Raw genomic sequence first — 12484 nt, forward strand, 5'->3', positions numbered from 1 at the left:
ACGGTATTTTAGTTTGCAGGCTGCAGATCAGGTGTGCAGCGCACTTGTGCAGCCCGGCGATTGGCTTCGAACTCCGCGTAGATTTTTACCATTTGTTAATCTTTTGGGCCGTAATCCCGAAAGTCATGGTTAAGGCCTGTTTAAGAATTCAGGGCGCGGCATTCGCCATGGTGACATGTGGAGGCACATGCGGGGTTCAAGGTGCACGGGCGCTTGTCAACGTCCGCCCCCATCGCGACGGCGTTTTTCAGGGCGCGATCGGTGCGACGATCGCCATTTGAACGGGGTGGAACAGTGAGGCGACATGACGGACAACGCTGAGGACCGTTTTTACATCGGCATCGCGTCTTCGGCTGGTGGGCTTGAAGCGTTGACCCAGCTTGTCCAGCATCTGCCCGAGGATGCCGGGGCGAGTTACGTGGTGGCGCAGCATATGTCGCCCAACCATAAAAGCCTGATCCATGCCTTGCTTGATCGCGAGACCAAGTTGCCGGTCAAGGAATTGACAGAGTCCGTCGTGCCAGAGCCCAATACGGTTTACGTTACCCCGCCGAAATTTGATGCGGTGGTCCAGGACGGCAAGTTTCAACTGGTTCAGCCATCGGGCCGGTTTGCCACCCCCAGCCCGTCTGCCGATCGCCTGTTTGCCAGCCTGGCCGAGGAGAAGGGGGAGCGGTCCATGGGGATCGTTCTGTCCGGCACGGGCAGCGATGGCAGCTCGGGTGTACAGGCCATCCGCGAGGTGGGTGGCATCACGATTGCCCAGGACCCGACCAGCGCCAAATATGACGGTATGCCCAGCTCTGCGGCCTCCACCGGTTGTGTCGATCTTATCCTGACACCGGGGGAGATTGGCCAGCATCTGAGCAAGATCCTGACCCGGCCCTATGATCTAGAGACATTTAAGGAAATTCACGCCGCCTCCAGCAAGATGGCGGACCTGATGCATATCCTGCTGGCACGGACGCGCATCGATTTCCGGGACTACAAGGAAAACACGGTCCATCGCCGGGTCCAGCGCCGCATGGTGGCCTTGGGCATCGATGAATATGATGCCTATGTCGACCATTGCCGCAGCAATGTGAACGAAGTCGACATGCTGTTTAAGGACCTGTTGATCTCGGTCACACGGTTTTTCCGGGATCCTGATCCGTTTTCCCACCTTGGCGAAGAGATCAGCGGCATTGTCGAAAAGATCCATGATCGACCGTTTCGGGCTTGGGTGGCGGGCTGCGCCACGGGTGAGGAGGCCTATTCGATTGCGATCCTGGCGGCGGAGGCGCTGGGCGGCCCGTCACAGCTCAGCAAGCGGTCGCTCCAGATTTTTGCCACCGATATCGACGGTCTGGCGCTGGATCAGGCGCGCAACGGGGTCTACCCGCTTGCCGCGGCCAACGACATCCCCCAGGATCTGGTGGACAAGTATTTCGAATTTCGCGGCGATCATCTGCATGTCAAGCAGTCGGTCAAGAACACCATCCTGTTCTCGAACCACAACGTGTTCCACGACCCGCCGTTCAGCAACATCGATCTGGTCAGCCTGCGCAACCTGATGATCTATTTTAATCCACGCCTGCAGGAACGGGTCCTGCACCGGATGCATTATGCGTTGAACCGGCAGGGCCTGCTGTTTCTTGGCAGTTCTGAACAATTGGGGTCGTCGCAGCCGGATTTCGAAGCGGTCTCAAGCGAACACAAGATCTTTCGGAAGCGCACGATCAGCCGCACCAACCGCCAGACTCGGATGAACAGCCTGTTTTCCGAGGTGCTGGACCCGCGTCAGGCTGATCGCGGGGTCAAGGATCAGGATGGCAGTCAGCGCCATCTGTTTGACGCGTTGGCCCGCGCATCGGGTGACAAGGCGATGCTGCTGGACGCGGATATGAATGTGCTGCGGGTCTATGGCAACTTCAACAACCTGGTGGAACTGTCGGAGGAAACGCAGCTTGGGCCGACCATCAGCCTGCTGTTGCGCCCGCTTCGGGAGGAAGCGCCAGGCCTGTGTTCGCTCGCGTTGCGCAAAGGCTCCCGCCGGTCGGGGTTGAGCCATGTCTTGGACCCGGATCGCGGTGTGCACGGTGTCATGGAGGCGCTGCCATTGCTCGTGCGGGAAACAAACGAGCGTTATGTCCTGCTCACCTTCCAGGTCGAGATCAAAGAACTGGTTCCCCATCAGCAGGTGGAGCCGGACGAGGACAACGACCGTCAGTTGATGCAGCAGATGCAGCACGAGATTTCCAGTGCGCGCGAAGCCTTGCAGCATACGACCGAGGAGCTTCAGGCCTCGAACGAAGAGCTGCAATCGGCCAATGAGGAAATGGCTTCCACGAACGAGGAGTTGCAGGCTGCGAATGAGGAGCTGGAAACCTCCAACGAAGAACTTCAATCCACGAATGAAGAACTGATCACCGTAAATGAGGAATTGCTGGTCAATTCCACCGAACTCGAAGAAATGACGCGCGAGCAAACCTCCATGCTGCGCTATGCGCCGTCGCTGATCATTGTGGTCGACAGCGCATTGCAGGTCCGCCGCGCCAGCGAAGAGGCCCGTGCCCGGTTCAAGATCCCCGGCCAGGCTGCGGGCCGGGTCCATATCAGCCAGTGTTTTTTGCCGCGGGGCTTCCCGTCGCTCACGGAATTGGCCAGCGAGGCGATCCGCCTGCGCAAGATGCAAGAGCAAACGTTCGAGATTGAGCGCGTATCGGTCGTAATTCGCTGCGCCCCGTTTTATGGGGAGGATGACACCTTGCGCGGTGCCACGATCATTGTGTCCGAACTGGACCGCACTGCGGAATATTATGCGCAGCAGGAATTGTCCCAGAAGATGCAGTTGGTCGATGATATCGGTGCCATTGCCCATTGGCGCCTGTCGGCCAAGGACGGCGTTCTGGCCTGGTCGGACGGCATGTACCGGATCCATGGCCTCGATTCGTCGGGTCTGACGCCAAGCTATGAAGATGCGATTGAAATGTTCTTGCCCGAAGATCGGCCCAAGCTGGAGCAGGTGATCACCGCTTGCCTGGAACGTGCGCGCCCCTTCCAATATCGCGGACGGATCAAGACAGGCACGGGCAAGGTCGTTCTGATCGAGGCCCACGGCACACCGATTGTCGATAGTTTTGGCAATACGCTCCACGTGGTTGGTGTGTTCCGAGACCTTTCGACTGTGATCGAAAACGACCTGCTGATCGAACAGTTCGGCTTGGTTCAGGAAGAATTGAAGATCGGTTTCTATTCGCTCGACGTGGCCAATAACCGCGAATACTGGAGCGATCAGATGTACCAGATGTTGGATATCCACCCAGCGGATCAACCGAATTTTTCCCAGCTTCTGGACAAGATGCGCCCCGATGACCGGGAAAATGCGGAAATGCTGCACAAGGCTGCAATCACCGAGGGCAAGTCTTACTCGTTCAATGCCCATATGCAGATCGGTCGCAGCAAGGAGCAGCTATTCGAATATACTGGTAAGGTCTTTGTCGATCTGAACGGGGCGGTCAGCTACCTGTTTGGAACACTGCGCCACGCGACCCCGGTTGTTGATGAGACAAGGCAGGAAACCGAGAGCGAGGCATCATCGGCATGATCGCAGTCCCGTTTGCCGCCAATCGGCCCGTCGCCCCTGCCCGTTGCGCATAATCAAGAGCACAGCTGTGACCTCCACTGACCTATCCCTGACCCAGTCATTTCTAATGGTTCGCTTTCGCCGGTCGGCCGAGGGCGAATTGTCCGCATTGTCCATTGAATATCAGGGCTTTCATCAGGTCGTGCGACGCGCCTTTCGCGACGAACCGCTGGCGGATCAGGTTCTGGATGCGCGTTTTGTCGACCAGGTCCGCGATCTGTTTGGCCGGGTTGATCTGCAGGAACGGGTCATGACCTTTCCCGAAACAGACATCTTTGTCGATGGTCTGGCACTGTCTCGCCTGCGCCTGTTCATTGCGCCCCGTGACATCGGATGTCACGAGATTGCGGTTCGGGCGTCCCAGGTCATGGGGGATGTGGATGCCATCCTGAAAGTCGATCCGGCGGAGCGGGCCTTGAAGACACCCGATGCGCTTGCCTTTGAACTGCTCGAAGAACTGGCCCGGCCGTTGCATCATCTGGCGACCTATTCGCGTCTGTCCACCCGGGGGGAGGCGGCGCGGTGCGCTGATATGCTCTACGACCGCATGAACGAGATCGCGGCCCGCAATGACGACATTCAATCCTACATGATGATGATCGAGCGTTATCTGACATATCTTCAACGCGGTGATCTGTGCGCCCCTGAATTGGCCGAATGCATTCCAAACTCACCGGATATGTTCATGATCGACCCGGTGGAGCGCAAGGCTGCCAATATCCGCCAAGGGTGACAGCACAGCCGTTACCGGGGTTGCGCAAATCTGACAGGTCCTGCGTCAATCGTCGTTGACAATGCCCCGTTGCTGATAGCATTGGTGTGTGATCTTCGGTTTCCTGACCAGCCATGCTGGCGGGAATGAAAAGGGAACACGGTGCGGCGTACCCATCAGGGGCCAAAACCGTGGCTGCCCCCGCAACTGTAAGCGGTAGCGAAGCCGGATATGCCACTGAACTCAATGGGTTCGGGAAGGTCGGCCAAGCCATGATCCGTCAGCCAGGAGACCTGCCGAGGATCCGCCAACTGGCCCTGTGCCCGTCTGGCGTGTGATCACCGGACGCCGGGGTGTGCGTCTGGCGCGGTACGGGCCCGATGGACCTGTGCCGGGCCATACTTCCCCTTCGTTCCTTTATTCCTGCCGCTGTTTTGCGGCATATTGGAGCGCTACATATGACCAAGATCCTTGCCACCGCGCTGGCATTCTGGGCATCCGCCACGGCGGCAACTGCCCATTTCCAACTGATCTATACCGAAGATACCGGTTTGACCCAGACGGGGTCAGTGCCGCTGAAATTGCTGTTCTGGCACCCGTTTGAGAACGGTGCCGTGATGGATATGGCCCGCCCGCAGCAGCTTTTTGCCGTCCATCGCGGGGAACGGATGGATCTGATGGGCAGCCTTGAAGAGACCGTTTTTACCGGGGCCGAGAATGCAGGTCGCGCCTTTAATGCCAGCTTGCCGGTCAAACGGTCCGGCGATTACGTGCTGGTGGTCGTGCCCGAGCCGTATCTGGAAGAAAGTGAAGACACGTATATCCAGCAATTCACAAAGACGTATCTGAACCGCCGGGGCCTGCCCACAGATTGGACAAACCCCATGGGCCTGCCTGCAGAGATCCTGCCGCTGGTCAAACCTCATAATGTCATCGCCGGTTCAACCTTCACGGGCCGTGTGATGCGGGACGGTGCTCCCGTTGCGGGGGCTGAAATCGAGGTGGAATACATGGCGGCAGAGCCCGACATGGCGGCCAATGCGGCCGGTCCGGCAACCGCCACGCCGCCACCCGGCGGTGCAGTTGTCATCCTGTCGGATGAGCAGGGGTATTTCTCGTTCGGTGTACCGAAGGCGGGCCATTGGGGTTTTGCCGCACTTGGCGTGGGGCCAGAGACGCAATTCAACGGCAAAGACCTGTCCCAGGACGCTGTCCTGTGGATCCGTGCCCATGACCTGATTGAAGGGGGGGAGTAGTGCATATCGTCGATGGGGCCCTGGCGGCCCCGGTCGTGGTGGCGGGCACTGTTCTGGCTGTCGCAGGGGTTGCGCGCGGGTTGCGTGACATACCGCTGGAACGGATCCCGGCCACCGGTGTGCTGGCCGCCACGTTCTTTGTCGCGTCGCTCATCCATGTGCCGGTCGGGCCCAGTTCGGTCCATCTGATGTTGAACGGACTGGCCGGGCTGGTCCTGGGCTGGGCCGTCTTTCCGGCGGTGCTTGTGGGCCTGATCCTGCAGGCGGCTTTCTTTGGTTTTGGTGGCTTGACCGTATTGGGGGTGAACACCCTGATCGTCGCCTTGCCCGCGATTGCGGTTCATCTGGCGCTGCGCCGGGCTATTTCCGCCGCACCCCCACCCAAAGCCGCGATCTGGGGCGCCGTGGGCGGCGCTGCGGCGATTGCGCTGACAGCATGTTGTGTCGCCTTGGCCTTAACGCTGGGCGGCGATGCGTTCATCCCCGCGGCACAACTGGTTTTGATCGCTCACTTGCCGGTCATGCTGGTCGAAGCGGCGCTGACGGGTGCGGCCATCTATCTGATGCGGCTGGTCAAACCCGAACTCTTTCACCCCATGGTCAGGGTCGCGGCGTGATGCGGCCCCTCGCCGTGCTGCTGTTGCTGATCTGCTGGCCTGGTGCGGCGATGGCCCACGGCGTGATTGCCGATATCTTCGCAAGCGGTGGTCAGATCGAAGGGGAGATCGCCTTTTCAAGCGGGCATGTGGCGGCTGGTGCAACTGTCATCGTCACGGATCCCCAAGGTACTGCTTTGGGGGAAACGATCACAAACGATGACGGTTTCTTTTCGTTTGTCCCGGTTCAGCCAGTGGCCCACCATTTTCGCGCGGATCTGGGCTCGGGCCATGTCGCGGTCATGGTGATGGCGGAGGCCGAGATCCGCGCCCTGATGATGGGGCAAAGCCCGCGCCCTGCCACGCCGAGTGACGAGGTGAGACCGGAAGCGAGCGCAACGACTACAGAGGATCAACAGGCCCTCGCAACGCTGATCCGGCAGGAAACCCGCCTTCTAAAGCGAGAGATCGCGGCTCTGCGCGAGCGGCAGACCTTCCAGTCCATCCTGGGTGGGATTGGCTACATTGCCGGTCTGTTCGGGTTGGGCTTTTACCTGGCCGCGCGGCATCGGTTGGACCGATAGGGCATGTCATCGGTCTTTCCAGTTTCGGCCCTGGGGCGCGAGGGTGCAGGCGGCCTGTCTGCCACAGACCCCAGATTGCGCATTGTCACGGCGGCCATATTTGCGGTCATCTGCGTGTCCCTTACCAGTTTGATCGCGCTACTGCTGGCGCTGGCGGGCGCCGTTGCCCTTGCCGCGGGGTTTAACCTGCCCGCAGGCCCAACGGCGCGGCGCATGGCGGCGATGGATGGTTTCATCCTGTTTCTTCTGATCTCTTTGCCCTTCACGGTGCCAGGCGCCCCGCTATTCACGCTCTGGGGACTGACAGCCAGCCTGGAGGGACTAACCCTCGCCATGCAAATTGCGCTGAAATCCAATGCCGTGATCCTGAGTGTCATGGCGCTGGTAGGGACGGTCTCGCCGGTTACCTTGGGCAGCGCGCTCCACGCATTGCACGTGCCCGGCGCCTTGGTGCATCTGCTGCTGTTCACGACCCGGTATATCGGGGTGCTGCAAGACGAATATGCCCGCCTGCGATTGGCCATGCGCGCGCGAGCCTTTCGCCCGGCCAACACGCTGCATACTTATCGCAGCTTTGGTTACCTGGTGGGTATGATGCTGATCCGCGCGCTCGACCGGTCCGACCGGATCATGGAAGCCATGAAATGCCGGGGCTTTGACGGTCGTCTGCATGTAATGGCCCGGTTTCGGCTGGCATATGCCGATTGGATTTTTGTAGGCGTGATTGGGTTAGGTCTGTTGGCGCTTATCGGGGTTGAATGGTGGTTGCGTGCTGCTTGAATTGTCTGGTGTCACGTTTGGCTATACTGATCGTCCACCGATCCTGTGCGGTGCAGACCTGACCCTCGCCGCCGGGGAGCGGCTTTGCGTGACCGGTGCGAACGGATCAGGGAAATCAACGCTCCTGCGCCTGATTGTCGGTTTGATCCGCCCGACTGCCGGGACAATCACGGCCTTTGGCCATCCCTGTCTGGGGGAGGCCGATTTTGCGAAGGTGCGCCGCCGGGTCGGGCTGGTCTTTCAAGACCCTGACGATCAACTGTTTTGTCCCACTGTGGCCGAGGATGTGGCCTTTGGTCCGCTCAATCTGGGCCAGACCCGGGACAAAGCGATGGCGACGGTCGCGCGCGTTCTGGCGCAACTTGACCTACGTCACTTGCAAGACCGCGTGACCTATCAGCTTTCGGGTGGGGAGCGGCGTCTGGTGACGCTTGCCACGGTTCTGGCCATGAATCCGGAGGTTTTGTTGTTGGATGAACCCACCAATGCGCTGGACGCCGACAATCAGGCCCGCCTGACAGACGTGCTGCAAGCCCTGCCACACGCCATGGTCATCGTCAGCCACGATGCCGCCTTTCGCGCTGCCTTGGGCAACCGGGCGCTGGTGTTGCAAAACGGACAACTATCACCGGTTGCTCAAGATCCCGTCAAAACCGTGTAAGATGAATTGTATTCAAACGGCGGAACCGTCACACACAGCGCCGCATCGTCCCTGACAGGAGCGCCCATGTTGGACGCCACCGCCCGCAAGATCATCGACCGCCCGTTGAATTGGATGGGCGCGCGCCTGGCCGCGCGAGGTGTGACGGCGAACCAGGTGACCCTGGCCGGGCTTGTGCTTGGATTGGCGGCGGCGGGGCTGATCGGTTTCGGCCTGCACCTTGCGGCCCTGCTGCTGTTGCTCGCAAGCCGATTGGCGGATGGGTTGGACGGGGCCGTGGCCCGGGCCTCTCGGCAAACCGATTTTGGCGGATACCTCGATATTGCGGCCGATTTCCTGTTTTACGGCGCGATCCCCATGGCCTTTGTCATGTCGGATCCCGCGGGCAACGGGGCTGCGGGGGCGTTCCTGCTGACCAGCTTTTACTTCAATGGCACAAGCTTTCTGGGCTTTGCGGTCCTGGCCGAAAAGAAACAGATGCAGACCGACGCGCGGGGTGTAAAATCGCTCTACTTCACGGGTGGCTTGTTGGAAGGGACCGAAACGATTGCCTTTTTCGTGGCCCTTTGTCTATTTCCCGCGTGGTTCGCACCGCTTGCCTGGATCTTTGGCAGCTTGTGCTTTGTCACGGCGGTGTCGCGTATCCTACTGGCGCGCCGGGTTTTTCCCGATGTCGCGCCCTAATAACCTCAAGTACAAGGACTTCCCATGAGACGTATCCTTTTGGCGGCGGGCCTCATGCTCGCCGCAGTCACCGCAAAAGCTGAGCCCGTGCCCGCGGATTGGGACGCCGTTCTGGCCGAGGCCAAGGGCCAAACCGTCTATTGGAACGCCTGGGGTGGCTCGACCACGACCAACGATTTCATCGCCTGGATCGGCAGTCAGGTACAATCCGAATACGATGTGACCCTGGAACATGTGAAACTGTCCGATACGGCGGATGCGGTCAGCCGGGTCCTGGCCGAGAAAACGGCGGGCCAGGATGATAACGGCGCGGTCGACCTTATTTGGATCAATGGCGCGAATTTTGCCGCGATGAAGGAGGCCGATTTGCTTTTTGGCCCCTTTGCCGAAGATCTGCCCAACTGGCGGTATGTGGACGTCGATGGCAAAACGGTCCGCACGGATTTCACCGTGCCGGTCGAGGGGTATGAGAGCCCCTGGGCCATGGCGCAGGTCGTGTTCATCCATGACACGGCGCGGCTGCCCGACCGGCTGGGCAGCATGGCGGCGCTGGCCGATTGGACCAGGGACAATCCGGGGCGCTTCACCTTTCCGCAACCACCTGATTTTCTGGGGGCGACATTCCTGAAGCAGGCCCTGATCGACCTCGCGGATGATCCATCGGTTTTGCAAAATCCGGTGGAGGACGCAGACTATGACGCGGTGACCGCCCCGCTTTGGGCTTTTCTGGAGGATCTGACCCCAAACCTCTGGCGCCAGGGGCGCGCCTATCCCCAAACCGGACCGCGCCAGTTGCAGTTGATCGCGGATGGGGAGATCGATCTGGCCCTCTCGTTCAGTCCCGGTGAAGCCTCCACCGCAATCGCCAATTTTCAACTGCCCGAAACGGCGCGGACCTTCGTGTTGGACAAGGGCACGCTGGGCAATGCCAGCTTCGTCGCCATTCCCTACAACAGTGGCTCCAAGGCTGGGGCGATGGTCGTGGCGAACATGCTGCTCTCGCCCGAGGCGCAGGCGCGCGCGCAGGATCCCGGCGTGCTTGGCTACGGTACGGTGCTTGACATGGCGAAGCTGGACGAGGGCGACCGCGCGGCCTTTGCGGCGCTGGATCTGGGCATCGCGACCCTTACGCCAGAGCAGCTTGGCCCTGCACAGCCTGAACCGCATCCCAGCTGGATGACCCGGATCAGTGCCGATTGGACGACGCGTTTCGGGGTGGCCGAGTAACGCAATGCAACGTATCGCATGGCTGCCCGCACTGACCCTTGCGGCCATGCTCGGCCCGGTACTGGCGGGGTTGGTCGGAACCATTCTGCCAGCACTGGGCTACTTTCCTGCGGCGGGGGCGGACCGACTGACGCTGGAGCCACTGCAAGATCTGCTTGCATGGCCGGGTCTACCCCGGGCCACCTGGTTGAGCGTCAGCACGGGCCTGCTGGCCACAGGCCTGTCCCTGGCCATCGTTGCGCTGATAACGGCGGGATGGATCGGCACCCGGGCCTTTCGCGCGCTTGAGCGGTTGTTGTCGCCGCTTTTGTCGGTGCCCCATGCGGCGGCGGCGTTTGGGATTGCCTTTCTCATCGCACCGTCGGGATGGGTCGTGCGGTTGATATCCCCGTGGGCGACGGGATGGGCCCAGCCGCCCGACGTGCTGATCGTGCAGGACCCGTGGGGATTGGCGATGGTCGCGGGCCTTGTCGTCAAGGAGGTGCCGTTCTTGATGTTGATGACGCTCGCCGCCCTGGGCCAGACGGATGCCAACCGCGCTTTGACCGTGGCGCAAAGCCTTGGTTATGGCCGGATCACAGGTTGGATGCGCACGGTATTCCCCCGGATCTACGCCCAGATCCGCCTGCCGGTCTATGTGGTACTGGTCTATTCCATGTCGGTCGTGGATGTGGCGGTCATCCTGGGGCCAAACACACCGCCCACCCTGTCGGTACAGATCGTGCGGTGGATGAACGATCCTGACCTTGCCTTGCGGTTGCAAGCGGCGGCGGCGGCGCTGCTGCAACTGGCGCTGGTCCTGGCCACGGTAACCCTGTGGTGGCTGGCGGAGAGGGCGGTCGCCTGGCTGGGCCACCGATTGATTGCCACCGGTGCCCGGGGGCGGGCGGACCGGATGCAACGTCAATTGGGTCTGTGCGCAGGGGCGGCGGTGGCAGCGGCGGTTCTGCTTGGCCTGCTCAGCCTCGCCGTCTGGTCGGTCGCGGGCTTTTGGAGCTACCCCGATCTGCTGCCAAACAGCCTGACCCTGCGCACCTGGATGCGCCACGGGCCCGACCTGTGGACTACGGCACTCGAAACGGCCGTGATTGCCGTCACCGCCACCGGTTTGGCACTGCTTCTGGCCTTGGGCTGCCTTGAGGCAGAATACCGTTACGGTTTGCGGATGCGGACAGGCGGTCTGTTCATCCTGTACCTGCCGCTTTTGGTGCCGCAAACCGCATTTCTGCCGGGGTTGCAGACCCTGCTGCTCAGCATCGGGGCGGATGCCGGGCGCGGGCCGGTCATCGCCACGCATCTGGTCTTTGTGCTGCCTTATGTCTTTTTGTCCCTCGGCGATCCGTTTCGTGCTTGGGATCCCCGCTATGGCACGATCGCAAGCGCGCTGTCCGCCAGCCCGGATCAGGTATTGTGGCGGGTCCGCCTGCCCATGCTTCTGGCGCCGGTCCTGACCGCTTGCGCTGTGGGGATCGCGGTGTCGGTCGGGCAATACCTGCCGACGCTGCTTGTGGGGGGAGGCCGGGTTCAAACGCTCACGACCGAGGCCGTCGCCCTGGCCGCTGGCGGAGACAGGCGCGCGATCGGGGTCCATGGCCTGGTCCAGACCCTGGCCGCATTGCTTCCCTTTGCCGCCGCCGTTTTGCTGCCCACCCTGATCTGGCGCAACCGCCGGGGGCTGCGCCATGGGTGAACGCGGCTTGCGCCTGTCGCAGATCTGCATCGCCCGGGGGGAGGCGATCCTTCTGGAACTCGACCTGCATATCGCACCGGGCGAGGTGCTGACGGTGATGGGGCCATCGGGTGCGGGCAAATCCACCCTGTTATCCCTGATCATCGGAACCCTGAGGAGGGATTTTAACGCGGCGGGGCGGGTTCTGCTGGACGGGCGGGACATCACGGATCTGCCCACAGCCAAGCGCCGGGTTGGCATCCTGTTCCAGGACGATCTGCTGTTTCCGCATCTGTCCGTTGGGGAGAACTTGGCCTTTGGCCTCTCAGCCGATGTCAAAGGTCGCGCCATCCGTCGTGCGCGGGTGGAAACGGCCTTGGATGAGATCGGATTGACCGGCTTTGCCGACCGCGATCCCGCCACCCTGTCGGGTGGGCAGAAGGCGCGCGTTGCCTTGATGCGCATGCTGCTGTCCGAACCTTGCGCCTTGCTACTGGATGAGGCGTTCTCCCGCCTTGATACGGCGCGGCGCGACCAGATCCGCGCATTGGTCTTTGATTATGCCAGCAGACGGGGGTTGCCGACACTGATGGTGACCCACGATATGGCGGATGCGCGGGCGGCGGGTGGAAAAGTGATCCAGATCTGACGGTCCCTGATGTTCGTATAATGATTTCTTATCAATGGCTT

At 61.1% G+C, this 12484-nt stretch carries 11 protein-coding genes and 1 riboswitch; all 11 genes read left to right on the forward strand.

Features of this window, described 5'->3' with window-relative positions:
* Positions 1 to 304: 304 nt before the first annotated feature.
* The 11 genes from IU397_RS01930 to IU397_RS01980 all read left to right on the forward strand — a co-directional run bounded on the left by IU397_RS01930 (position 305) and on the right by IU397_RS01980 (position 12443).
* Positions 305 to 3586 (forward strand): chemotaxis protein CheB, encoded by a 3282-nt coding sequence (locus tag IU397_RS01930; protein WP_204410061.1) that lies wholly within the window; start codon positions 305 to 307, stop codon positions 3584 to 3586.
* 67 nt (positions 3587 to 3653) lie between these two features.
* The gene (locus tag IU397_RS01935) at positions 3654 to 4358 is read left to right on the forward strand and encodes a hypothetical protein (RefSeq protein WP_204410064.1); all 705 of its coding nucleotides are present in this window, start codon (positions 3654 to 3656) and stop codon (positions 4356 to 4358) included.
* Positions 4359 to 4437: 79 nt separating this feature from the next.
* Positions 4438 to 4653: riboswitch (cobalamin riboswitch) on the forward strand.
* A gap of 142 nt (positions 4654 to 4795) precedes the next feature.
* Positions 4796 to 5593, forward strand: a complete 798-nt coding sequence (locus IU397_RS01940) for a DUF4198 domain-containing protein (protein WP_204410066.1) — start codon at positions 4796 to 4798, stop codon at positions 5591 to 5593.
* The gene (gene cbiM, locus IU397_RS01945; RefSeq protein WP_204410069.1) at positions 5593 to 6210 is read left to right on the forward strand and encodes a cobalt transporter CbiM; all 618 of its coding nucleotides are present in this window, start codon (positions 5593 to 5595) and stop codon (positions 6208 to 6210) included. The genes IU397_RS01940 and cbiM overlap by 1 nt, the downstream gene beginning before the upstream one ends.
* A complete protein-coding gene (locus IU397_RS01950) occupies positions 6210 to 6773 on the forward strand; it encodes a carboxypeptidase-like regulatory domain-containing protein (protein WP_204410072.1) in 564 nt (187 codons plus the stop codon). Before cbiM ends, IU397_RS01950 begins: the two co-directional genes overlap by 1 nt.
* A gap of 3 nt (positions 6774 to 6776) precedes the next feature.
* Positions 6777 to 7553, forward strand: a complete 777-nt coding sequence (cbiQ, locus tag IU397_RS01955) for a cobalt ECF transporter T component CbiQ (protein WP_204410074.1) — start codon at positions 6777 to 6779, stop codon at positions 7551 to 7553.
* The gene (locus tag IU397_RS01960; RefSeq protein WP_204410076.1) at positions 7543 to 8214 is read left to right on the forward strand and encodes an ABC transporter ATP-binding protein; all 672 of its coding nucleotides are present in this window, start codon (positions 7543 to 7545) and stop codon (positions 8212 to 8214) included. The genes cbiQ and IU397_RS01960 overlap by 11 nt, the downstream gene beginning before the upstream one ends.
* Before the next feature lie 66 nt (positions 8215 to 8280).
* Positions 8281 to 8898, forward strand: a complete 618-nt coding sequence (locus IU397_RS01965; RefSeq protein WP_204410079.1) for a CDP-alcohol phosphatidyltransferase family protein — start codon at positions 8281 to 8283, stop codon at positions 8896 to 8898.
* A 24-nt stretch (positions 8899 to 8922) separates the two neighbouring features.
* A complete protein-coding gene (locus IU397_RS01970; RefSeq protein WP_204410081.1) occupies positions 8923 to 10125 on the forward strand; it encodes an ABC transporter substrate-binding protein in 1203 nt (400 codons plus the stop codon).
* A gap of 4 nt (positions 10126 to 10129) precedes the next feature.
* On the forward strand, positions 10130 to 11815 hold the full coding sequence (locus tag IU397_RS01975) for an ABC transporter permease (protein ID WP_204410083.1): 1686 nt from the start codon (positions 10130 to 10132) through the stop codon (positions 11813 to 11815).
* Positions 11808 to 12443 (forward strand): ATP-binding cassette domain-containing protein, encoded by a 636-nt coding sequence (locus IU397_RS01980; protein ID WP_204410085.1) that lies wholly within the window; start codon positions 11808 to 11810, stop codon positions 12441 to 12443. Before IU397_RS01975 ends, IU397_RS01980 begins: the two co-directional genes overlap by 8 nt.
* Positions 12444 to 12484: the final 41 nt, after the last annotated feature.

Origin of the sequence: Actibacterium sp. 188UL27-1, from assembly GCF_016901225.1 — a bacterium.
In the GTDB taxonomy this organism is placed as follows: Bacteria; Pseudomonadota; Alphaproteobacteria; order Rhodobacterales; family Rhodobacteraceae; genus 188UL27-1.